This is a genomic window from Serratia sp. BIGb0163 (assembly GCF_024809935.1).
In the GTDB taxonomy this organism is placed as follows: domain Bacteria; phylum Pseudomonadota; class Gammaproteobacteria; order Enterobacterales; family Enterobacteriaceae; genus Serratia; species Serratia quinivorans.
The window spans coordinates 94,455-117,970 of the sequence record NZ_JANUDZ010000007.1 but is presented as its reverse complement, the minus strand read 5'-3'; the positions used below and the strand labels follow the sequence as shown (position 1 = coordinate 117,970).

The window sequence follows — 23,516 nt, the reverse complement described above, 5'->3', positions numbered from 1 at the left end:
CGTTCTCCTTGAGTTACTTTTGCCTGCTCCTGTCCTGCGGCAGCGCATCGGCCACGCGCAGGGTATAAATCATGGTGGCCCCAGGTGGTATGGCGGGTGGGCTTCCCTTATCGCCATAGGCCAGCGCCGCCGGCACCACCAGAGTCATCGAACCGTGTTTGTTCAGTTTGCCGATGGCTGCGCGGAACAGCGCCGGGTACTGTGCCAGGGGTTGTGAGATCACCGTGCCGGCCAACTCCATATCCTTGATCACTTGCCCGTCGGGCAGGCTTTCACGCACCACAATATCGACATTGTCGCCTGCGGCTATCTGCCCACTGCCGGCGTAATCCACACGGTAATAGAAGCCGAGTTCATCCTTTTGTACCCCCGGCTGTTTGGCAAAATCGGCAAGATAGGCTTTGCCATCCTGCCGTATGTCCTGTTGCCGTTGCTGCCGGGCCTGCTGCAATGCAGCGTCTGCAGCCTGCAGCGCGCTGTCGATAGCGGCGTTGTCCAGCCGCGGCTTGCCCGCCAACATATCGCCAATACCCGCCAGCAGGCGTGACCGATCGGCCTCAATCCCCAGCCGTCGGTTCTCTTCCTGCAGCCGCAGAATGTCGCGTCCGAGCGAAACCCCGGCGGCGTAAGCCTGTTTATCTGCCACACTGACCAGCTCCGGTGGCTGAAGCTGGCGGTTGAGCTGCTGCAATTGCCGCTCTTGCTCCGCGACCAACCGCTGCTGCCGTGCCAGTACTGCCGCCATGGCAAGTAGATCCGGCGGTGTGGCAATGGCCCGGCGAACGCCTTTCAACGCCGCCACCAGCGGCCGGATATCCACAGGTGCAGCCTTGGGTAGCGGTACCGGCATCGTTGGTTGAGCCTGAGTTGCCAACTGCTGTTCCAACAGGCGGATAGTGTCGGCCTGCCGCTGTAACGCCTGATTCAACGCCGTTAGCCGGGCGTTATCCCCACGCGGAACGGGCGCAGGTTTTGGCTTGCTGGCCGCAGGCGGGGGCGTCGGCGGCACTTTTTCCACCACCGGCACGGCCTGCTGTTGCTCGGCAAATTTCAGCAATGCAGGGATGCCGTCATCCCCGCCAGACGCATTACCTGCCGCTAACGCGCTGCCTCCAGCAATCAACAGCAGTAAAGCCGCGGCTCCTTCCGCGTACTTTTTCATGGCTACAGGCTCTCCACCCGGCTGGACAGACTGGACATCAGCTCATGTTCAACGTCGGCGCAGAACTTCTCGGTCTTGTATTTATAAAGTGCGTCTATAGCCTTACGGGTACTTTCATCGACATTACTGCGAATGCCGGCATATCCGGAGGCGTTGGATAACAGTCCGTTAAAATAAGCTATCCTTTTCTGGTAGCTTTGCGGATTAATATCCTTGAGCGAATTGACCCGTTGCTGACAAAGCGCAATGCGTTGCTCATCAGTGTTTTCCTTAGGATTATTCTGTGAAACTTTTTTCACGGCAACGTTACCCGTGCTATTTTTTCCAACACAGCCGGACAACAGTAAACATGTCATTATCAACGCGGCCATAACGGTAGCAGAACGGCGAGTTGAATCATCAGTTATTGTAATCATTCCGTTTATCATCCCTTAATTATCACTTAGGTCATTATTGTGTCGCGAAGCCCTGCCAGATCTCACTTCTTCTGATTAATCCTAACGAGTTAAATAACAAAATCGCACGGCAACAGGCGGATATTGGTAATAATCCGACAGCCAATCACATTGTTATAAATTTGTTAATTTCACGAAGAGAGTTAGCCGCACCACAATGAATAAAGTCCGCATGCAAGCCAGTATTTATGGCTCACATACCTTTCAAAACAACGAGTTAACTTTTAACTTATGATTAACAGCCAGAATTCATCATCTGCTGTCTGAGGGCGATATTATCAAAACAATATTGCTAATTGTAGTGTGAAGACTAATTCTGGCGATCTAATATCTCGCATATTGCTATTTATATAGTCATTTATTCTGGATAATAGTTGTATACGATCTATTGATTTTCAATCATATATATTTCTTTTTCCTTTTGGGTTTATATTCTGTATTTGACTCAACTTAATAAAAGCTATTTCCAATCAAGCCTATTATTTGCAAGAATAATCCCAGCAAAACGCTACGGCGATATACCTATTTTAATTCTATGGATTTCGCCTATTCGACTTACAAAACCTTTCGTTATTCACTCATGAATAACGGACGGTGGCGTATTGCCCAGAGCAAAAGGATCTGGCTCCAACTACCGCGTCGGTGACATGAAGTTGCTGCCGCTGTGGGGGATTTAGATGTGCTGTTCTTTTTATTTAAATACTCTCTACAGGAACTTGAGAAATGAAACTGAATAAATTAATGCTGGCAACCGTGATTGCTTTCGCTTCTGCATCTGTTGCTCACGCCGCATCTAACCAGGGTAGCGGTAAAGTCACTTTTACCGGTGAAATTATTGATGCGCCATGCAGCGTAGCACCGGAATCTGTTGACCAAACTGTGCCAATGGGCCAAATCAGCAGCCGTCTGTTGGCCAAAGAAGGTAAATCCAGCTCTGAGCCATTCAGCATTGAACTGAAAGACTGTTCCATCGCCACGATGAAGAACGTCCAGGTGACCTTCACCGGGACTCCGGATCCAGATAACAGCAAACTGCTGGCTCTGAGCGGCACCGCAACCGGCGCTGGCATCATGATCTATGACAACCTGCACTCCAAAGACGTTGAGCTGGGCACCGCGACCGATGGTCAGGGCCTGACCGAAGGCAATAACTCCCTGAAATTCGCCGCCTATCTGCAAGGCAGCAGCGCTTCTGGCGCCGTGGTTCCAGGCGAATTCACCAGCGTTGCAAACTTCACTCTGGCCTACCTGTAATCCCTCGCTGGGGATATCACTGCGGTATCCCCGCTTTACCTGCACGGATATTGGGTAACGGCACCAACGGCAACAGGGAGAGCCAGCATGACCAAGCGGATTTGGGGCGTAGTGCTTATCGCGCTCAGCGTTTGCAGCGCCGAAGCGACGGCAAAAAATCAGGGCCACGGCACGCTCAACCTGGGCGGCGAGATCGTCGAAACCCCCTGTGGGATTGCCAGCGAAAGCCTGGACCAGACCGTTGATTTCGGGTTGATATCCATGACTGATGCCGCGTTGGATACGCAGCCGGTGCTGATTGGCAGTCGCCGCAACTTTGAAATCAAGCTGGTGAATTGCGAATTGGCCAGCCAGGTAAAACCCGACTTTATCTACCGCGCAGCCACCGTCACCTTCGACGGCACGGCTGACAGCCGGGATCCCGAGTTATTGGCCGTTTACGGCGAAGCGCAAGGCGTGGCCATTGAGCTGCTGACCGCTGCCGGTATCCCGATCCCGCTGGGTAGCACCACGGCGGATTATCAGATTGTCGCCGGCGACAATACGCTGCGCTTTAGCGCTCAGCTACGTATTCACCCTGACAGGGCCCGAGCCGGCGGATTCAGCTCTCTGGCGAAATTCACCCTGTCTTATCTGTAACGCCTCGTTAGGCGGGTGCCTGCATAGGGCACTGAATGACATCACGTATTACGTATTCAGGTCGTACAGGATGACCTGCTATTGGGCGCGGATTTGCCATGAGTGATTATTCTATGACGTCATTACTGACACGGAAAAAAATACCCCTCACCGTCATTCTATCTTTCCTCTGGGTGCATTCGGCTTTTTCCGCCACGGAATTTAATACCGACGTATTAGATATTGGCGATCGCAGCAAAGTGGATTTATCGCGTTTTTCCGACGCCGATTACGTCATGCCCGGTGCCTATCTGCTGGATATCAAGATCAACCAGAAAACCCTGCCGCAGCGCAGCATCCAGTATTACCCGTCGCCGGACCAAAAGGATCGTTCCCGTGTCTGTCTGCCGCCGGATCTGATAGAGAAAATGGCGCTGAAAGAAGAAGTCGTCAAAAAAATCACCCTGTGGCACGACAACAGCTGCGCCGATATCAGCGGCATCAAAGGAGCGACCATTTCCGACCGCATCGGCGGGGGCGTGCTGGCGATCACTATTCCACAGGCCTGGATGAAATATTCCGATCCGGACTGGACGCCACCGGAACAGTGGGATGACGGCATCCCTGGTTTGTTGCTGGACTACAGCATCAGCGGCCAGGTCGGTAAGCAAAGCCACAATAACAACACCGCAGAAAACCTCAGCAGCTACGGGACGGTCGGCGCCAACCTGGGAGCCTGGCGTCTGCGCGCCGATTATCAGGCCACCTACAATCAGCAGGCCGGTCAGCGCGACAGCAATTTCGACTGGAACCAGATTTACGCCTATCGCGCGCTGCCAATGCAGGCTGCCAAGCTGACGCTCGGCGAAATCTTCCTCGACTCGGGCGTGTTCGACTCCTACCGCTTCACCGGCCTTAACCTGGCCAGCGACGAGCGTATGCTGCCGCCAAACCTGCAGGGTTATGCACCGGAAGTGCGCGGCATTGCCAAAAGCAACGCCAAGATCACCGTGTCGCAAGAAGGCCGCACGCTGTACGAAACCACCGTGCCCGCCGGGCCGTTCGCCATTCAGGATCTCAACAGTTCGGTACGCGGTCGGCTGGATGTGAAGGTAGAAGAGCAGGACGGCAGCGTATCGACCTTCCAGGTAGACACTGCCACCATTCCTTACCTGACGCGCCCCGGCTATGTCCGCTACAACGTCGCCGTGGGCAAGCCCTCGGCTTACGATCACCGAACGCAAGGGCCGCTATTCTCCGCCAGTGATTTCTCCTGGGGATTAACCAGCGCCTGGTCGCTGTACGGCGGCGCGTTGCTTGGCGGCGATTACAACGCCTGGGCACTCGGCCTGGGTCGTGACCTGAACGTGTTTGGCGCCATGTCGGTGGACGTGACGCAGTCTATCGCTCGTTTGCCCAATGAGCCGACCGCCAGCGGCCTGTCGTTCAAGGTCAACTATGCCAAGCGGTTTGATGAGATGAACAGCCAGATCACCTTTGCCGGCTACCGCTTCTCACAGCGTAAGTTCATGAACATGTCGCAATATCTGCAGGAACGCTACAACGATTACGACGAGCGCTACGACGGACGGCAAAAAGAGCTGTACACCATTACCGCCAGCAAAACCTTTATGGCGGAAGACAGCGCCAAGGCGATCACCGCTTACCTGACCTATTCGCACCAAACCTATTGGGATGCCAGGGCGCAGGATCGTTACGGGTTGTCTGCCAGTAAACTGTTCAACGTCGGCAATGTCAGCAACATCACCGCCTCGTTGTCGGCCTATCGCACCACTTATCACGGCCGCACCGACGACAGTGTGATGGTGAATTTCAGCGTGCCGATTGGCGATCGCCGTCGGGTAGGCTACTCGTTGCAAACCAGCAACAGCGACGTGACGCAGATGGCGTCCTACAACGACTACACCGATCCGAACAACACCTGGCAGGTCAGCGGTGGCTTTAACCAGTCAGGCAAATCACTGGCCCGTGGTTACTACAGCCATAACGCTTCGTTTGGTTCGCTCAACGCCAGCGCCTCTTATCAACAGGACAGTTATTCGTCGATCGGCGGTACCTTCCGCAGTGGCATTACCGCCACCCGACACGGCATAGCCGCACACCAAAACTCCAGCAACGGCGGCAGCCGGATGATGCTCGATACCGACGGCATTGCCGGGGTGCCAATCAACAACGGCCGCGCCTACAGCAACCGTTTCGGCCTGGCGGTGATCTCCGACATCACCAGCTACTACAACACCGACACCCGCATCGACGTCAATACGTTGGCGGACGACGTGGAGGCCACCCGCGCCGTAGTACAGGGCACGCTGACCGAAGGTGCCATCGGCTACCGCCACTTTGAGGTGGTGAAAGGCAGCAAGCTGCTGGCCACCATCAAACTGGCCGACGGCAGTGAACCGCCGTTTGGTGCCACGGTGCTGAGCGAAAAAGGCCGCGAAGTGGCCGTAGTGAACGACGGTGGCTCGGTCTACCTGACCGGCGTACAGCCGCAAGAGCAACTCGACGTCGCCTGGGAAGGCCAGCGTCAGTGCCGCATTGTCATACCGGGCGCCGCCAAGCCGCTGGATCAGCTCTTGCTGCCGTGCGCCAAACTGTAATCCGTAACGCAGAGAATTGAAGATGATGAACCACTTTCCGTTAGCAAAAATGGCCTCGCTGGGCCTGGCATTGGCCGCCGCAGCCCCCGTCGCCAACGCGGCGATATCGCTGGATCGCACCCGCGCCGTTTACCTCAGCGACGCGAAATCGATCAGCCTGAATATCGTCAATGAAAATAAGGAACTGCCCTTCCTGGCGCAGTCCTGGCTGGAAAACGAGCAGCACCAGAAAGTCACCTCACCGCTGGTGGTGTTGCCGCCATTGCAACGGGTTGAGGCCAGCGAACGCAGCGTGGTGCGTATCACCAAGACGCCGGAGGCCGATCGCCTGCCACAGGATCGCGAATCGGTGTTCTATTTCAACCTGCGAGAGATCCCGCCGAAAAGCAGCAAAACCAATGTGATGCAGTTGGCGTTGCAAACCCAGATCAAACTGTTTTATCGCCCGAAGGCCATCGTCGCGCCTAAAGGCGAAGTGTGGCAGGAGAAGCTGGTGTTTCACAAAAACGCCGGCGGTTTCACCGTTGAGAACCCAACGCCGTTTTATATCACCCTGACCGGTATGACCCGTCAGACGCAGAAACAGGGCGGCGGTGCACTGGCTGGCTTCCAGCCGGTGATGCTGAAGCCGAAATCCAGCGAGCCCCTCAGGCTGAGCGACACTGGCCTCAGCGGCTTTGTCGTCAGCTATATCAATGATTACGGCGGCCATCCGGAGCTGCGCTTCGCCTGCAACGGCAGCGTCTGCAACGCCGTGCCCGATAGCAAAAAATAAGGAGATAGCGCATGGCTGAATTCACCGGCGGCCGCCTGCGGCCCCTGCTGCTCGGCGCGTTGCTGTTCACCGGCAGCGCAACGGCGGCGACGCCACTGGGCGTGATCCAAGGCACCACCGGCACCGTCAGCTTTCATGGCGGCCTGCTCAGTTCCCCCTGCAGCCTGACGCCGGACAGCCAGGATCAGGCGATTGATCTGGGTGATGTTAACGCGCGTGACTTCCAGAATGCCGGCGACCAAAGCACGCCGGTGCGCTTTCGCCTCTCTTTCCGCAACTGCCTGCTGGGTGCCAAAGCGCTGGCGGATAACCCGGCAGGGCAGCGCAACGGCGATGCCGCGCAGCTTTATTTACAGGGTGAGCAGGCTGCCACGCTGGTGTTTCTCGGCGACAGCGATGTCAACAACCCGGAGCTGCTGAAACTTAACGGCGGCGTACAGGGCATCGGCCTGCGGTTGAAGGATCAACAAGGCCGTGCGCTGGCGCTCAACCAACAGAGTCGGCCTTACATTCTGCAGCCCGGCAGCAATACGCTGTGGTTCAGTGCCAGCGTGGAATCCACCCAGCGGGCGGTAATGGCGGCCGGTTTTTCCGGCGTGGCACATATTCAGGTGATTTACCTGTGAGGTTCACAAACACGATGAAAAAAACCTACCTGAGCCACTGCTTGCCACTGGCGTTGCTGCTGTCAGCCCCTGCCGTCTGGGCCAACGGTTATGTAACCCCGGATGGTGGCCCGAAGCAGTTTTATATCGACCTGAATGAAAGCAACATTACCAATACCGTCGGCTTTACCAAGCAGTTTCTCTATGATCTCGGCGGTACCTATACCGGCAAAGTCTATTGCGATACGCCAATTCCTACCAGCCCGCACTTTTATAAATCGGATTCGGCGTTACCGCCTTCCGAATACGGTAACGGTTATTTAAAACTTAATGATTTCCTGGATTTAAAAGCCGAGGTTTGGATCGCCGGTAATAAAAACGCCTATATCACGGTGCCGTTTTATAACGAGTCCAACCTGTTAAGCCAACATTCCTGTCGGCCACCCTATTTGCAGGTCAATAACTACGGCAGCGGATCTAAAGGCAAGATCACCTTCCGGGTGCGCAAAAAAATCATCAACGGCGTACAGATTAATGACCGCCAAATCATCGAGATGTATGGCCGCTTAGGGTCGACCGACGGCGGTTTCGGCCCCAACCCTATGGCGCAGGTATTTATTCAGTCCGCCATCCTCTACGTACCGGACAAATGCGTGGTGAACGAAGGGCAGTTGATCAACGTTGAGTTCGGTGAAATCAGCGGCAGCAACCTGGACGGCAAAAGTTATCCGCAAAGCATTCCGGTGCGCTTCCAGTGTGAAGGCGGCAGCTTTGAGGACGGCACGCTGAATATCAAACTGGCGGTCTCCGGCACCCCGGCGCCCTTCACCAATAACGCGTTTAAGACCGATAAAACCGATCTCGGCATCGAGATCAAACATAACGGCCAGTTGGTTATCCCGAATGAGTTTTACCCGGTGCCGAATATCGGTAACGGCGGCAGTTGGAACCTGGTTGCCGCCCCCTTGGCCAACGGTAGCAAGGAAATCGCAGAAGGGGAATTTAACGCCTCGGCCACCATTGTGGCGGCCTTCGAGTAATTCAGGGAGAAACAGACGATGCGTTTACGCGCTTTAGCGATGCTCAGTTGCACGCCCTTTTGGTTTACAACATTGCCGACTCTGGCGGATACCGAGTTGGTCGGGTCTCCGCTGCAGTTCCACGGCACCGTGGTGAGCCGGCCGTGCAACATTGAGCCGCAATCGGCCGATCAGGTGGTGGAAATGGACACGGTGATCGTCAAAACCCTGTACCGCTATGGGCATAGCAACCCGGTACCGTTCAACATCAAGCTGACCGACTGTAAAACGTCGGTATTCAAATCCGTCAACGTTACCTTCAGCGGTACCGAAGACAGTGAACTGCCGGGCAAGCTGGCGATCAATAACGGCACCAACGGCGCCGCTATCGCCCTGTTTGACAGCAAGGGGGCCGATATTGATTTGAACCAGGCCACCAGCGCGGTGGCATTGCAGGATGGCGCCAACATTCTGAACTTTACCGCCTATGTGCAGGGCCACCCCAGCGCGATACAGAATAAAACCATTACCGAGGGTGAGTTCAGCTCGGTGGCCAATTTCGTGCTGGCCTATCAATAAGCCCGGCATCTGCAGGAAGAAGTGATGATATCCAAATCCAAAACAGCCTGGTTATTCGGGCTGGCGGCGTTTTATTGCCTGATTGCCATGCATATTTACTGGCCCAATCGCGGCGGCAGCGGTTTTTATCTGCCGTGGAATCTGGTTGGTGGGATATTTATCGCCCTGACGATCCTCGGCACCCTGCTGTTTTGCCGACCGCCGCTGGCGGTCTCCGGCTTTTTTAACCGGCTGGCGCTGGGGGGCCTGATTTTATTTTTGCCGCTGCTGTGGGCGCAACAACCCTGGCTAAGCGAAGCCCTACCGCGCCTGATGGGTCTGGCACTGGGCATCATGGCCTACTTCGCACTGCTGCAGATCCCGCTCAGCCGCCAAGGGCGGCGCAGGCTGCTGACTCTGTTATTGGCGGCAACGGTGATCGAGGCCCTGTTCGGCCTGGTGCAATACAGCCTGCTGCAGCCGGGCAACTGGATCGGCTATAACAGCCTGAAAAACCGCCCTTACGGCATCTTCCAGCAGTGGAACCTGATGGCCAGCTTTATGGCGACCGGTCTGGCGCTGGCGCTGTATTTGCTCAGCAGTCGTCGCCCCTTGTCGCGTAGCCTGCAATGGTTGAGCGCCACCATGTTGGTACTGGCACCGCTGTTGCTGGTGGTTATTGCTTCGCGCGTCGGGCTGCTGGCTGCTCTGCTGCTGTCACCACTGCAACTGTGGATGCTATATCGCCTTAATCGCCGCCGCGCCACCCTCTCCCTGTTGCTACTGCTAGCCGGGGTAGCCGCCGGGGTACTGTTGGTGCTGCTCAACGGTGCGACACGGGCGGTCACAGTGACAGAACCGATTTTCTACCGGTTGGCTTACTGGCAAGAAGCACTGCGCATGATCGCCGAACGCCCGTGGTTTGGCTGGGGTTACGGCCATTTTCAGCACGATTTCCTGCATCATTTCTACACCACCCATAGCAGTGGAATGGAAAGCGTCGCCATCAGCCACCCACACAACGAAATTTTGCTGTGGGGCATCGAAGGTGGCCTGCTCGGCCTGAGCGGCATTGTCATGGTCGGTTGGGGATTATGGTGTTTGCTGCGGCGCACTCGAGTACTGCCACTGCGCCCTGCCCCCTGGATGGCTGCGCTGCCAATCTTGTTGCATATGATGGTGGAGTACCCACTTTATCTTTCCGCCGCCCACGCCGTGCTGCTGCTGGCAATCTTGCGCGCGGGTGACGTACGCCGCCGCTGGCGGTTACCTCGCTGGCCGCAACAGACACTGCGTCTGCTTATCGGTGCCGCTGCCTTACTGATCCTGCCCTATCTGTTCAACGGCCTGCACAGCGCACTGATCGTTACCGCAGTGGAGAAGAGCGGCCTGCGGCAGTTTGGCCCCATGAGCCGGGTGATAACGCCGACGCCCTGGCAGGTACGTTATGACTACGACGTCCAGTTGCAGCGGCTGCTGCAATATCCGCAAACCCGCGATACCGCCACGCTGTTGAGCTACCGGCAGTGGGCAGAAAACGAAATCCGCGTGCGGCCGGACGCCAATATCTACATCAACCTGATAGCGGTCAGCCGCTTACTGCAACAGCCCCAGCGGGCCGCCGAACTGCAACATCAGGCTCGTCGACTGTTCCCGCACGATATGCGTTTTGAGGAGTAATCATGCTTAATATTCGGTTCACCCTACTGGGCAGCGATAACTTTTATCAATTCGGCTTACGGCTGCTGCTGGAAGAGTATCTGCATGACCTGAACACCAGCAGCCGTAGATATCAGGTCGATCTGCAAAATCTGGAGCCGATAGAAATCGTGTTTCGTACTCTGGAAGATGCTTGCGGCTGTGCACGATGCTATCAAAGCCCGCACCAGACGCCGCGCCACCGGCAAATGACCGTGTTGATCCTCGACGATCGCGACACCCGTTATTCGCACGCCCATCCGGCGTTGTTCAGTATTAATCGCCGCGACGCCACCGCGACTGTCCGCAACAAGTTGCAGATGGCGCTGGAACAGTTTTGCCAGCAGCCCTGGGTGGCACTGCACGCCAGCGGCATCTGGAAATGCCGGCAGTGCCGCATCGCCGCCCTGAGCAGTTGCGAAAAGAAGGTGCTGAAACTGATGAGCACCGGCATGTCCGCCTGCACCATCGCCGGTATGTTGCACCGCAGCCAGAAGACCATCAGTGCCCATAAACGCTCGGCGATGCGCAAACTGAACGTGCATAAAAGCACCGAGCTGAACAAAATGCTGTTAAATCAGATGGGATTAAATTGACAGCGGTTTCTTTTGCAGGAAGATCTCCGCCAGCATGCAGCGTGCGCCACCACCGCCAAGATCTTCAATAATGTCGATCGATCCTAGCGCCAGCCGGGCATAATCGCCGATCAGCGCCTGCTGCTGCGGGGTGAAACTGGCCCAGGCGCGGGTCGACATGGCATAGACCGGGCTGCCGTCCCCGGCTCGCAGTTCCAATACGTTGCAGGCGAAAGCTTCCATCTGAGCGAAACTGACGTCAATAATGGTTTTTCCGCTGCGTTCCAGCGTGGCGATCAACCTGCTTTTTTGCGCCTCGTTGCGGATGCTTTCAAGGCAAATAATGGCGTATTGCACTCCGACGCTCATCATCACATTGGTGTGATAGATCGGCTGATTATTAGCATCTACGGCGTCAAACCAGACAATCTGATAACCCGAATGGCGCTCAAATTCGCCACCTACCTCCGGCGAGCTGCGGGACGACTGGCAGCAGTAAGCCAGCTGGTGTTGACGATCCAGGATCAGCGAGCCGGTACCTTCCAGAAAGCGCCCGGCCAGTTCGTGGGCTGAAAGATCGACACATCGTTCAACCACAAAGTCATTGGCGAGCTGCGCGATAATGTCCTGTCGGCGTTCCCGTCGTCGGTTGACGGCTTCCATCGGAAAGGTGAACAGGGTGCCGTCCCCCAACAGGGCAATCCAGTTATTGGGAAATAACGCGTCCGGCGTTTCCTGCCCGTCAATCTCATCAATCACCCTGACGTCGACACCGGCCTGCCGTAATGCATCGACGTAGCCGTTAAAGGCAATGACGGCCCCAGCCTTGTGATCCTCATTCTTCTCGGTGATTTTCTGGAAAAAATTGCTGTGCCGGGTTTCCGGATTAGCGGTAAAGCCAGACGGCCTGATCATAAAAACGGACTGGGTGGTTTGCATGTTATTTTTCACCGGTTCAGGATTAGCCAGGGGCTGGCGCGACACCATTATGGATAATCAATTTGAAACCTGTCAGTGTGAAAAATGATTAAATTGCTCTATATTTTGACAAATCGCCACAAATCAGTGACACATTGACAACATGAATGATACCGATCGCCAGATCCTCGCGCTGCTGCGCGAAAACGCCCGTGCCTCCATCACCGAGATCGCCAACAAGGTGCGGGTTTCACGCGCTACTGTACAAAAAAGAATTGAGGCGCTGGAAGCACAGGGGATCATTACCGGCTATACCATCCGCATCAAACCGGGCGTGGAGCATAACCGCATCCGCGCCTGGATGTGTGTGGCGGTAGAAGGCACCAAGGCGCCCAGCGTGTTGCAGCAACTGCGTGGCGAACCTTCGGTCTTCACCCTGCACACCACCAACGGCAAGTGGGATATTCTGGTGGAGATACGCACCGACAGCCTGGAGAGCTTCGATAAAATTTTGGGCCGCATCCGGCGTATTGCCGGCATTGCCGGCACCGAGACCAGCATCCTGCTGTCGACGCACAAGGCTTAACGGCTCACGGGAGGTTTGAGTAGCCCAAATTTTGCACAGGCAATATCGCAGACGAAGTTATGACGAAAACGAGGCGCCAAGTGATGGCCGTTATTTAAACTCTTTATCATTACACCAATAGTATAAAGCGAAGATACTCATCCACAGGGTATAAAACCCGACAAAAGAAAGAACTGCGACAATAACGTCAATCAGCTGCCCACAGGGCTGGACAATCTGCAATGATGACTTATTGATTAACCATAGATTAAAAAAACTGGCAGCCGCAGCTAGCGGCCTACAGGATTTTCTGCTTGCCATGTCACTCTCCCTTTTCGAGTTATATTAAAACGAAACGGTAATTGATAGCTGTTACTTAAACTCTTCCCCCTTATGCCAAAAGTACAAAGCAAATACATTCATCGACAAGGTATAAAACCCGACAAAAGAAAGAACCGCGACAATGATATCCAAGACACCCCCACAAAACTGGGCGATCTGCAATGATGATTGATTGACAATCCATAGATTAAATATACAAGAACCTACAGCGGACGGCATCCAGGATTTCCTACTTGCCATGTTATCCCTATTTTTATTTCATACATTTTCAACTCAAATTATTTTTAACCCGCAAAGTACTTAAAATCAATCCAATACCCATAAAATAAAAACACGGAGATCACATATTTTCAACGCCATATCTAAATCCATATAATTTTTTAATCATTAAGCAATGAGTCATCAATGCAGCAAGGGGAGTATTGATTGAAATTTTTTCAGTTTGATCACACGTGAAAATACTTTTTCACTTACCGATTCATTTAAATCTTATAACTGATATATAACGCACGCGGCCACTGCCGGGGAAAGCAGTGGCCGCAATTATTTTTATACTAGCGAAAGATTCAAAACTTAAACTACATGGTTACCTGCGGTGATACCACCGTCGATAAACAGGGTTTGCCCGGTCACGAAGCGGCTGCCTTCACCGGCCAACATATCTACCCAGGCAATAATGTCTGATATTTTGCCCAGTTTGCGTAGTGGATGCAGGTTAGCCAGCGCGCGGAACGCCTCTTTATCCATCAGGTCGTCGTACAACGGGGTTTCAATGACGCCCGGTGCGACAGTGTTAACCCGGATATTGTCTTTGGCAAACTCGATGGCCAGATGACGGGTCAGGGTATGCATGCCGCCTTTGGCCACCTGCGAAGCGGAACTCGGTGTCGCTTCCAGCGGGTGCTCTACCCACATTGAACCGATATTGATAATGGAACCACCACCCTGCTTGATCATGGTGGGGATCACCGCCTGTGACGCAAAGAACGGCCCCTTGACGCCACTGGCGTAATAGCGATCCAGATTTTCTTCGGTCTCGGCGAGAAATGGCTTAGGCACAAAGATACCGGCGTTATTGATCAGCACGTCCATGCTGCCGAATTTATCCAGCGCGGCCTGGGCCATACGATCACTGGTGGCTTTCAGGCCAATATCCCCGGCAACCAACGCAATGCGATCTTTATCGGCAAGGTGTTCTGCAAGAAATTTGTCTAACTTCGACGCGGTCAGGCCATTAATAACAATATTGGCACCTTTAGCCAAAAAGTGTTCGGCCATCGCTTTTCCCAAACCGGAGGAAGCGCCAGTGATCAATATCGTTTTTTCTGCAAACATAGTATTTCCTTACTCAAGAAACCGAACTTATTAAGCGATTTATCGCGGAATATCATCTCTGAAATATAAATAATGAAATGGGCCGCTGACTTTATGCGGCCCCGATTAAATTCAAATTACGCGAATAACTCTGTTATACGCGCTGCGGTGCAACCTGCGGTTGACAGAAAGGAGGTGACATTGGGTAAGCCGAAGGCGCGCCATGCAAATGACGTGACAGCGGTAACCACATCGTCAGGATCGGCGTAGTGCGTTCAAATACTTTCTGCACGTTCAGCTCTAACGGCAGCAATGGCTCTGCTGACGGAATTAACGCCAGACGATCGATAGAACGTGTCGCAACCTCCAGCGGCTGGTCTCCTTCCACCTTGTCGGCAACGGACAAAATGGCTATTTGCTTTTCATCCGGCTGGTACATTAACCAAACCGCCGCCAGCCCATGCTTTGCGGCGTGCTTACGCACGGTTGGCCAGATGCGAGTCAGCAGCTGCTCCGGGTTGTCGCCATTAAATGTCCAGCGCTCAAAGCGATTCACATGGTGAGTGGTCGCTAATGGCGTAAAGTCGTGGGCGCCGATCACTTTCCAAATGTGACGATCCACCGGGCCAAAAATATCGCGATCCCAGAATTTAACGCCCGGTTCGAACTCCAGCTCTTCGCTGGTAAAACGTGCGTAGTCAGAAACATTTTCCCAGGTATCAAACAGGTATCGCCCGCCGTTGGTCTGAACACCCGTGGCGGCGTGGTAACCCAGCGGTGAATACTTACGGTTCATGCCAGGACGAATATCCATGCTGCGACGTTCTATTTCCATCTGATCAACCAGCACCTGGTTTGGAATATCACCCACTAATTCAAAATCGGAAGTCATTGCCGCTTTGGCGAGGATCTCGCCCGTTTCATAACCCAAAATAGTCATCAGTTCTCTCCGTTAAATATCCCGTGCTTCCTAAGAGAAAGCCACTGTACTTCCCGACGGTGGGATGATAAATAAGGTGGAGAACACATGGCTTATTACATGGAGTAATAGATTGCAGAGAAAATTTGACGATCTCCAATTAGGCACGCTGGAGCTATTTTGCCTGGTTGCAGAGGTGGGCAGTTTTTCGGCCGCCGCCGTCTCTTCGGGTATTACCCCCGCAGCGGTCAGCCGTTCCATCGCCCGGCTGGAGGATCGGTTAGGGGTCCGGCTGTTTGTCCGTTCCACCCGTCATATTCATCTGACTGATGCAGGTAAGAGCTTTGCCGAGCAATGTCGGGAGGCGATCGCCCTCATTGATAATGCGGAGCGTCAAATACAAGGCCAGCAGTTGGAGCCTGCCGGGATGCTGCGCATCAGCATTCCCACCCCCTACGCCCACTACCGCCTGTTGCCGGTCCTGGCCGCCTTTAGCCAACGCTATCCTAAAATTCAATTGGCGCTGAATCTCAATAACGCTAACGTTGACCTCACTGATGGGGGATACGACCTGGCCATTCGCGGTTACCACCCTGCAGACTCAAACTTGATTGCCCGCAAGCTGGAGGATGCCGAATTGGTGGTGGTTGCCGCACCGGATTACCTGACGCGAGCGGGTACCCCCGTTCACCCGGAAGATCTGGCCCAGCATAACTGCATTCAGTTTGAGCTACCCAGCACCGGCAAAAGCGCCCCATGGACGCTTAGGCACCATAACAAATCGATAGATGTCACCACGCGCGGCAACGTGAGCTGCAACGGGGATTTTTTGGGGGGGTTAACGCTGGCAAAACATGGCATGGGCGTCTTTCAAACTTATCGCTTTACCGTAGCGGACTTACTGGCGAGCGGTGAACTGGTGGAGGTTCTGACAGAATATGGCGGCACCACGCGGCCCTTTATTATGGTCTATCCGCATCAGCGGCATAAGTCACTGGCGCTGCGCAGCCTGATGGACTTTTTAGTCGCCACGTTGCAGCCGGCTGCGCCACAATAACCTTCGGCCGTGAAGCCGGCTCCCATGGCCGTTGAGGAGAGCCGGCACGCTGCCGAGAATAAAGCCTGACGTTAAAGAGTGAGCAATATTGAAACGATCCTCAGAGCATTTTTCATACTCCATAGCCGGCAAGATAGCCTTCGTGCATGGCAGCCAGGCCGTTGCGCACCTGTTTGGCATCACCAATCACCTGGGTTAACAGCCCCGCCTCGCGCAGTGGGGTTTCCAGCAGGTTGATAGAGCGGGAGCCTGCCGCGACCACCAGGGTATCGACCTCATCGAGAGTGATCTGTTTACCGTTTTTCTCGATAATCACATGATCCTCACCAATACCCACCACTTTTGCGGACTTTATAACGTTCATACGGTAATGACGAATCGCCTCTTTGAGGCCGATTTTCGTTTCTCGCTCCAGGCCCGGTAGAATTTCATTTCTCATTTCCACCAGGGTAATAGAACTACCGCAAAAGGCCATATACTCAGCCGTTTCTACACCTACAGATCCACCGCCGATAACCACAACGTTTTCCCCGAATGGCGCATCCTGCGTTAATATTTTATTGGCCTGCACGACAATTTTACTCTCAATCCCTTTAATCGGCGGTAAAATAGGCTGGCTGCCGGTAGCAATAATTACCTTATCCGGGCAAGACGCCACAATTTCCTCCACCGTAGGGGAAGAATTAACGCATAGATGAATATTCAGCCGTTTCATTTCACTGATTTGCCATTTAACCAGAGAAACCAATTCCCCTTTAGATAAAGGCAAGCTGGCTATTAACCAGGTGCCCCCCAGCCGATCTGATTTTTCGTGCAAGGTGACATTATGGCCTTTGCGTGCGGCGGCAATAGCGGCTTCACAACCGGCAATGCCTCCGCCAATAATGGTGACGTTCTTTTTCTCTACGGCGGGATTCAGATCCAGCAGATATTCGCGATTGATCTCCGGATTAACCATACAACGGCAAACCTCCCCGCGCATGTTGTTACCGATACATCCCTGATTACAGCCGATACAGTGCCGAATTTCATCCCAGCGCCCTGCCAACACTTTTTTCGGCAGATCAGGATCCGCAAGTGAGGCCCGCGCCATGCCAATAAAATCACTTTTCCCTGCCAATAGGGTTGTTTCAGCAAGGTCCGCATCGTTAATTCGCCCGGTCGTGATCACCGGGATGCTGACGATTTTCTTGATTTCCTCAGCAATATCCACAAAAGGCGCATTCCCCACCTGGAAGGGTTCAACGATATTATTGGAGACGGTGACAATGCCTTGAGAGCAATTAATGGCATCTATGCCGAGCTCTTCCATCCTTTTGACGATGACCCGGGTCTCTGCCAGCGATAGTCCCCCAGGCACGAACTCCTTGGTGGATAGTCTTACCAATACGGGGAAATCGGCGCCCACTTTGCTTCTGACGTCCTTAACGATCTCCTCCAGAAACCGCATGCGATCTCTCAAACTGCCGCCATACTCGTCAGTTCTATGGTTAGTATATTTCGATAAAAAATTTGAAATAAGGAAACCATGCGCCGCATAAATTTCCACCGCGTCAAAATTGGCCTTTTTAAGATTTTTGGCCGTATCGCCATACTGCGAGACGATTTTCTTGATTTCTGGCAGGGTTATTTCTCGCGGTCTGAACTCGCCGTAGACGTCTTTCAGCGCCGAGGAACTGACGGCATTTTCTCTTGGGTGATCGCGATAAATCTCCCTGCCGGCATGGGATATCTGTGCGGCAATTTTCGCCCCGGCACCGTGTACTCGCCGAGTCAATTCACTATGATTTTTTATCAGATCATCATTCCAAATCCCTAACGCCCGGGGGAAAAAACCGACATGAGGCGCTATGGCGTAATATTCCGTAATGATCATTGCCCATCCCCCCTGGGCCTTGCGTTCCAAATATGCCATCAGCTGCTCAGTCGCATAACCTTCATCAGTCGCCGTCAAGGTAGAAATAGACGTCACAATCATCCTATTCTCTAACGTGAGCTTTCCAATACGCCCAGGTGTAAATAGTTTCTTGAACATAAGATATCTTCTTAATTTAATTATTCTTGCCGACATTTAACCATAATGGGTTATTTTTATTTTTGATTATCTGTGCCTGTTCTTAAATGTGTTATTTTGGCTTTTATTGGTTTTATTTTGTTAACGAACTGATGGAGATGGGTATTATTGAAAGGAGTGACGAATATAATCTGTTATGACTCTTGTGAAATAATAGGCAGGCACCCCATAAACAGGGATAAATAGTTCCAAGAATAAATATAACCAGCATGAAATTATTTTAAACGCGCGCTAGTTGTCACCATAGCGCGCTTTATGAAGAGATCAGGCTGTCTTCACCGTGACCATATCGAACACGGTCAAAGCATAGAACGGATCCCAATACTCGCAAAAATGTGAAATTTTGCCGTGCGTTATTTCCACAAATGCGTGTATATCCTGATGATAAGGCTTGTTCCCCGGCACCGTAGTGGCATCCCCGGTATACTCGAAGAGATAGGTTTTTGTACCGCTCAAGGTGTAGCGACCCCAATCGCTCAGGGGGTTTATTTTGTAATCGCGCAAGGATAGCCCTAAGCTTTTGGCATAGGTTAAAATAGCGGCTCTCCCAGTCAATTTTTTAGGGAAACCTAACGCTTCTCCCGGGGCATAAGGAAACTCAACCACAGCATCCTCGGAAAACAGATCGATGATTTTTTCCGGATTATTAGCAAAATTGTCCAACATTTTTTTCATCAGCTCAGAAGCATGATTTAAATCTTGATGGTGCATGATTCGCTCTCTCTATGATTGAAAAGAAGAGTTATCTAAAAGTTTCCAGGTATGACTTCACGCTGCACACCGAGAAATTTCAGATACGTTCCCTGTAGTTCACAGCAGCAAAGCTATATTTTAAAAAAAACGTTGTAAACGCCCTCGTGGTAAAATAAGAAATTACATCATGTAATCCATTCCATCAGTATCAATTCACTTTTTTTGCGGTATATCATATTGACATGGGTTATTGATTATCTCGTCAAAGAATATGTGCATAATCGCCCCATAGCGTTGTTGAGCGAAGCCTATTTATAATATGCAATAGGTTTCCATTGATTAGGAAGGTTAACCATGGGCTCTGATGGATTAGTCTATTCGGACGAAAAAGAATTACAGCTATCTTCCTGTTGCTGGGACTATGGTCGGGTCGATCGCGTGCGAGTCAGCGGCCCCCATCAGGCGCGTCTGGTTCGTCCGGCGCACACGCTAATCGTCTATGACGGTTACCACTCGGCCGATGGCAACACCACCATCAACGGGGATGTCTGGTTTGACCAAAAACGCACGCCGGCAACCCGAGTGATAGGCCAGGTTGCCGATATCATTCCATCCGGATGCGATTTTGACGCCATCAGCTATGCCGAAGGTACCCTGAGTTATACGGCAATCTCCATTTCCCCGCGGCTGATTGAACAAATGCCGGGTGGGAAGGCCGGCCTGATTATCGAACCCGGAGCAAATCTGCGTAATCCGCTACTTAAACAACTGTGTCTTGGCCTGCAGGAAAGTGACAGCGAGTTGCATGCTTCATCACTGATGATGGCGATGCTGGCAGAAGCGGCGCGTTATCAGCACGCGGCAACGCCTGATGGGTTACACCGGGAAACGCTTTCCCGGCCAGTGCGCGAACGGTTGGCCAGTTATATCGAGGACAGTCTGGGGGAGAATATTACCTTGCAGGCGATGGCGCAGATTGCCGAACTGAGCATCTTTCATTTTTCGCGTGCTTTCCGGCAACACTTTGGTTTACCGCCCTATCAATACGTCTTATCGCGGCGCCTGGAACGGGCCAGGCAGCAAGTGACCCAAACGACGCTCACGCTGACCGCCATCGCGCTGCAATGCGGATTTAGTTCACCGGGGCAATTCAGTACCCAATTTCGTCGCTATTTTGGCCTGACGCCGTCCGCCATGCGGCTGACTCTCGGGAGATAGCGGCTTAGTCTTCGGCTGCCAGCGCCTGAGCACAGGCCCAGGCCGAGCTCCAGGCCCACTGGAAGTTATAGCCCCCCAGCCACCCTGTCACATCCACCACTTCGCCGATAAAGTACAGGCCCGGCACCTTGGCGGCCTCCATGGTCTTGGAGGACAACTCTTTGGTGTCGACCCCGCCGAGCGTCACTTCCGCCGTGCGATAGCCTTCGGTGCCGTTCGGCAGTACCCGCCAATTTTGCAATGTTTCGACCAGCGCAGCCTGCTGTGTCGGGTTCAACTGCTTCAAGGTAACTTCCGGCAATTGCCCCAGCGTCTGTAAACATTCCACCAGACGCTTTGGCAGGTGCAGCGCCAGGGTGTTTTTCAGGCTTTGATTCGGATGAGCCTGGCGTTGCTCATTGAGGAAGCCCGCCAGATCGAGCGCAGGAAGTAAGTTAACGCTTACAAACTCACCGGGTTGCCAGTAGCTGGAAAGCTGCAATACCGCCGGGCCGGACAGGCCACGGTGGGTGAAAAGCAGGCTCTCACGGAAGCTAACGCCGTTTTCGGCAGTGATCACCGCCGGTACAGAGACGCCAGACAGGGTTTGCAGGTGTTCCAGCAACGGTTTATGCAGCGTGAAAGGCACCAGCGCGGCGCGCGTCGGCAGAACCTTCAGGCCAAACTGCTCCGCCAGCTTGTAACCGAACGGGGAAGCGCCCAGCCCCGGCATTGACAGACCGCCGCTGGCCACCACAAGTGAGCGAGTGCTCACTTTCTCGCCATTCAGCACCAGCTCGAAGCCTTCGTCCGTTTTTTCCACCGCCAGCACTTCGCTGCGCAGACGTGTCGTCACCTGGCCCAGCTCGCACTCTTTAACCAACAGTTCGACCACCTGCTGCGCCGAGTCGTCGCAAAACAGCTGCCCGAGCGTTTTCTCGTGATAGGCAATACCGTGGCGATTGATCAGATCGATAAAATCCCACTGGGTGTAACGCGCCAGTGCAGATTTACAAAAATGCGGGTTATTCGACAGGTAAGCGGCCGGTTCGGTGTACATATTGGTAAAGTTACAGCGTCCGCCGCCGGACATCAGGATTTTGCGGCCCGGTTTTTTGCCGTTGTCGAGCAGTAGCACCCGGCGACCGAGTTGCCCTGCCTGCGCCGCGCAAAACATACCCGCTGCGCCCGCACCTATTACCACGACATCAAACTGTTCCACCTGCGCCTCTCTATAAAAACCACAATCGCGACAAAAGGCCGCCATATTACGCCGAATCGCTACCGGTAACCGGCAACTTTACGGCGGCAGATTGTAAAGCCATGACGCTGACAACGCCATAGTAAGAAAATATTACAACGGACCAGGCAGCATAACGCGCTGATATTTCATATCTTTGTCATGCCATCGCCATCATTTCGTCATGTCCAAATCAAAAAAACGTCATATTTTCCTTTTCCCCGGGCCCGGTTGTCACGGATAATGCGCGGCGTTCATGTCCACAAACTGGCGTAACGCTTATGCTGCATTTGTTCGCTGGCCTGGATTTCCATACCGGCCTGATGTTAATTCTCGCATTGTTGTTCGTGTTGTTTTATGAAGCCATTAATGGTTTTCATGATACGGCCAATGCGGTTGCTACAGTAATTTATACCCGTGCCATGCGCTCGCAACTTGCGGTCGTGATGGCTGGTTTGTTCAACTTTCTTGGCGTGATGCTCGGTGGTTTGAGTGTTGCTTACGCCATTGTTCACCTGTTGCCAACAGATCTGTTGTTGAACGTCAGTTCAGCACACGGATTAGCCATGGTCTTTTCCATGCTGCTGGCGGCTATCATCTGGAACCTCGGCACCTGGTATTTCGGTCTGCCGGCCTCCAGTTCTCATACGCTGATTGGCGCAATTATTGGTGTGGGTTTGACCAACGCACTGATGACCCACACTTCGGTGGTGGATGCGCTTAACGTCCCGAAAATGATTGGTATTTTCCTGTCATTGCTCATCTCGCCACTGGTTGGCATGATGGTCGCCGGGTTGATGGTGTTTGCCTTGCGCCGCTATTGGAGTGGCACCAAGAAACGCCAGCGTATCCACATGACCCCTGCTGAACGTGAAAAGGTCGACGGCAAACGCAAGCCGCCGTTCTGGACCCGTATCGCTCTGATCCTGTCGGCTATCGGCGTTAGCTTCTCGCACGGCGCCAACGACGGCCAGAAAGGTATCGGCTTGATTATGCTGGTGCTGATCGGCGTTGCGCCGGCCGGCTTCGTGCTCAATATGAATGCAACCGGTTATGACATCACCCGTACTCGTGATGCCGTGGCCCACCTGCAGCAATATTATGAGCAGCACAGCGATGCCCTGTCGCACGTGGTCGCTCTCACTCCGTTGGTGCCAAGCCCGGATGAGGACGTCTCGCCGGATAAACCCGTCGAGTTCCACTGTGACAGTGCCCGCGCCATGCCGGCAATTCAGCTTGCCTCCGGGTTGCTGAACAATCTGCAAAGTTACGATCAACTGTCGGTAGATCAGCGCAGCCACCTGCGCCGCCTGCTGATGTGCGTAACAGACACCGCAGACAAGATTGCCAAGCTGCCGGAAACCTCAAGCCAGGACCAACGTTTCCTGAAAAACCTGCGTCAGGATCTGCTGCAAACCGTTGAGTATGCACCGATCTGGATTATCGTCGCGGTTGCTCTGGCGTTGTCACTCGGCACCATGGTCGGCTGGCAGCGTGTAGCCACCACCATTGGCGAGAAGATCGGTAAGAAGGGCATGACCTACGCTCAGGGCGTGTCGGCTCAGATGACCGCAGCCTTGTCGATTGGTGTCGCCAGTTATACCGGTATGCCGGTTTCCACCACCCACGTGCTTTCTTCGGCAGTAGCCGGGACCATGATCGTGGACGGCGGCGGCGTACAAAGCAAAACCGTGAAGAATATCCTGTTAGCCTGGTTGTTAACCCTGCCGATTTCGATTCTGCTTTCCGGTTCGCTGTACTGGTTGGCGCTTAAGGTGATCTAAGCAGTTTGCTCCATATGAAAGGCGGCCCTGGTGGCCGCCTTTTCTTTATCTGTTACAGGGCAAACAGGCCAGG

22 protein-coding genes are annotated in these 23,516 nt (G+C 53.5%); 13 read left to right on the top strand and 9 right to left on the bottom strand.

The annotated features are described in order from the left end of the window. Positions 1 to 13: 13 nt before the first annotated feature. Both M2406_RS20845 and M2406_RS20840 read right to left on the bottom strand, forming a co-directional pair. A complete protein-coding gene (locus M2406_RS20845; protein ID WP_259191258.1) occupies positions 14 to 1,162 on the bottom strand; it encodes an FKBP-type peptidyl-prolyl cis-trans isomerase N-terminal domain-containing protein in 1,149 nt (382 codons plus the stop codon). A gap of 2 nt (positions 1,163 to 1,164) precedes the next feature. Continuing rightward, positions 1,165 to 1,578 carry a hypothetical protein gene (locus tag M2406_RS20840; protein ID WP_012147345.1) on the bottom strand — a complete coding sequence of 138 codons (414 nt, stop codon included), beginning with the start codon at positions 1,576 to 1,578 and terminating at the stop codon, positions 1,165 to 1,167. 762 nt (positions 1,579 to 2,340) lie between these two features. On the opposite strand from M2406_RS20840, the gene M2406_RS20835 reads away from it, so the two are divergent. The 9 genes from M2406_RS20835 (at position 2,341) to M2406_RS20795 (ending at position 11,361) form a co-directional block, all read left to right on the top strand. Continuing rightward, positions 2,341 to 2,871 (top strand): fimbrial protein, encoded by a 531-nt coding sequence (locus M2406_RS20835; protein ID WP_006317526.1) that lies wholly within the window; start codon positions 2,341 to 2,343, stop codon positions 2,869 to 2,871. A gap of 87 nt (positions 2,872 to 2,958) precedes the next feature. Further along, entirely contained in the window at positions 2,959 to 3,510 is a 552-nt protein-coding gene (locus M2406_RS20830) for a fimbrial protein (protein ID WP_012147346.1), read from the top strand. Positions 3,511 to 3,608: 98 nt separating this feature from the next. Beyond that, positions 3,609 to 6,110 carry a PapC/FimD family outer membrane usher protein gene (locus tag M2406_RS20825; RefSeq protein ID WP_017894333.1) on the top strand — a complete coding sequence of 834 codons (2,502 nt, stop codon included), beginning with the start codon at positions 3,609 to 3,611 and terminating at the stop codon, positions 6,108 to 6,110. A gap of 49 nt (positions 6,111 to 6,159) precedes the next feature. Next, entirely contained in the window at positions 6,160 to 6,885 is a 726-nt protein-coding gene (locus M2406_RS20820) for a molecular chaperone (protein WP_259191340.1), read from the top strand. An 11-nt stretch (positions 6,886 to 6,896) separates the two neighbouring features. Further along, entirely contained in the window at positions 6,897 to 7,511 is a 615-nt protein-coding gene (locus tag M2406_RS20815) for a fimbrial protein (RefSeq protein ID WP_017894335.1), read from the top strand. A 14-nt stretch (positions 7,512 to 7,525) separates the two neighbouring features. Then, positions 7,526 to 8,530 carry a fimbrial protein gene (locus M2406_RS20810; RefSeq protein WP_012147350.1) on the top strand — a complete coding sequence of 335 codons (1,005 nt, stop codon included), beginning with the start codon at positions 7,526 to 7,528 and terminating at the stop codon, positions 8,528 to 8,530. 18 nt (positions 8,531 to 8,548) lie between these two features. Beyond that, entirely contained in the window at positions 8,549 to 9,088 is a 540-nt protein-coding gene (locus M2406_RS20805; protein WP_012147351.1) for a fimbrial protein, read from the top strand. A 24-nt stretch (positions 9,089 to 9,112) separates the two neighbouring features. Next, positions 9,113 to 10,747 carry a PglL family O-oligosaccharyltransferase gene (locus tag M2406_RS20800; RefSeq protein ID WP_259191250.1) on the top strand — a complete coding sequence of 545 codons (1,635 nt, stop codon included), beginning with the start codon at positions 9,113 to 9,115 and terminating at the stop codon, positions 10,745 to 10,747. A gap of 2 nt (positions 10,748 to 10,749) precedes the next feature. Next, positions 10,750 to 11,361, top strand: coding sequence for a LuxR family transcriptional regulator (locus M2406_RS20795; protein ID WP_115183583.1), 612 nt, complete (start codon positions 10,750 to 10,752; stop codon positions 11,359 to 11,361). Here M2406_RS20795 and ctlX read toward each other — a convergent pair. Continuing rightward, a complete protein-coding gene (gene ctlX, locus M2406_RS20790) occupies positions 11,353 to 12,279 on the bottom strand; it encodes a citrulline utilization hydrolase CtlX (protein ID WP_259191249.1) in 927 nt (308 codons plus the stop codon). The two genes, M2406_RS20795 and ctlX, sit on opposite strands and share 9 nt — an antisense overlap. 142 nt (positions 12,280 to 12,421) lie before the next feature. Between ctlX and M2406_RS20785 the strand changes: the two genes are divergently transcribed. Continuing rightward, positions 12,422 to 12,844, top strand: a complete 423-nt coding sequence (locus M2406_RS20785; protein WP_174355088.1) for an Lrp/AsnC family transcriptional regulator — start codon at positions 12,422 to 12,424, stop codon at positions 12,842 to 12,844. Positions 12,845 to 12,934: 90 nt separating this feature from the next. Here M2406_RS20785 and M2406_RS20780 read toward each other — a convergent pair whose 3' ends face one another. The 3 genes from M2406_RS20780 to M2406_RS20770 form a co-directional block, all read right to left on the bottom strand. Beyond that, positions 12,935 to 13,144, bottom strand: a complete 210-nt coding sequence (locus tag M2406_RS20780; protein WP_259191248.1) for a hypothetical protein — start codon at positions 13,142 to 13,144, stop codon at positions 12,935 to 12,937. Positions 13,145 to 13,738: 594 nt separating this feature from the next. Then, complete coding sequence (locus M2406_RS20775; protein WP_259191247.1) at positions 13,739 to 14,500, bottom strand: SDR family NAD(P)-dependent oxidoreductase; 762 nt, start codon at positions 14,498 to 14,500, stop codon at positions 13,739 to 13,741. Between the two features lie 133 nt (positions 14,501 to 14,633). Continuing rightward, positions 14,634 to 15,419: a hypothetical protein gene (locus M2406_RS20770; RefSeq protein WP_259191246.1), complete on the bottom strand. Its 786-nt coding sequence runs from the start codon at positions 15,417 to 15,419 to the stop codon at positions 14,634 to 14,636. Positions 15,420 to 15,531: 112 nt separating this feature from the next. On the opposite strand from M2406_RS20770, the gene M2406_RS20765 reads away from it, so the two are divergent. Further along, positions 15,532 to 16,455, top strand: coding sequence for a LysR family transcriptional regulator (locus M2406_RS20765; protein WP_259191245.1), 924 nt, complete (start codon positions 15,532 to 15,534; stop codon positions 16,453 to 16,455). 112 nt (positions 16,456 to 16,567) lie between these two features. Here M2406_RS20765 and M2406_RS20760 read toward each other — a convergent pair whose 3' ends face one another. Beyond that, entirely contained in the window at positions 16,568 to 18,490 is a 1,923-nt protein-coding gene (locus M2406_RS20760; RefSeq protein ID WP_259191244.1) for an NAD(P)/FAD-dependent oxidoreductase, read from the bottom strand. Positions 18,491 to 18,793: 303 nt separating this feature from the next. Next, positions 18,794 to 19,240: a nuclear transport factor 2 family protein gene (locus tag M2406_RS20755; protein WP_259191243.1), complete on the bottom strand. Its 447-nt coding sequence runs from the start codon at positions 19,238 to 19,240 to the stop codon at positions 18,794 to 18,796. A gap of 336 nt (positions 19,241 to 19,576) precedes the next feature. Between M2406_RS20755 and M2406_RS20750 the strand changes: the two genes are divergently transcribed. Further along, positions 19,577 to 20,440: a helix-turn-helix domain-containing protein gene (locus M2406_RS20750; protein ID WP_115183578.1), complete on the top strand. Its 864-nt coding sequence runs from the start codon at positions 19,577 to 19,579 to the stop codon at positions 20,438 to 20,440. Between the two features lie 4 nt (positions 20,441 to 20,444). On the opposite strand, the gene M2406_RS20745 is transcribed toward M2406_RS20750, so the two are convergent. Beyond that, on the bottom strand, positions 20,445 to 21,641 hold the full coding sequence (locus M2406_RS20745; protein ID WP_259191241.1) for an NAD(P)/FAD-dependent oxidoreductase: 1,197 nt from the start codon (positions 21,639 to 21,641) through the stop codon (positions 20,445 to 20,447). Positions 21,642 to 21,940: 299 nt separating this feature from the next. Here M2406_RS20745 and pitA point away from each other — a divergent pair, with 299 nt between their 5' ends. After that, positions 21,941 to 23,443, top strand: coding sequence for an inorganic phosphate transporter PitA (pitA, locus tag M2406_RS20740; RefSeq protein ID WP_115183577.1), 1,503 nt, complete (start codon positions 21,941 to 21,943; stop codon positions 23,441 to 23,443). Positions 23,444 to 23,516 lie beyond the last annotated feature (73 nt).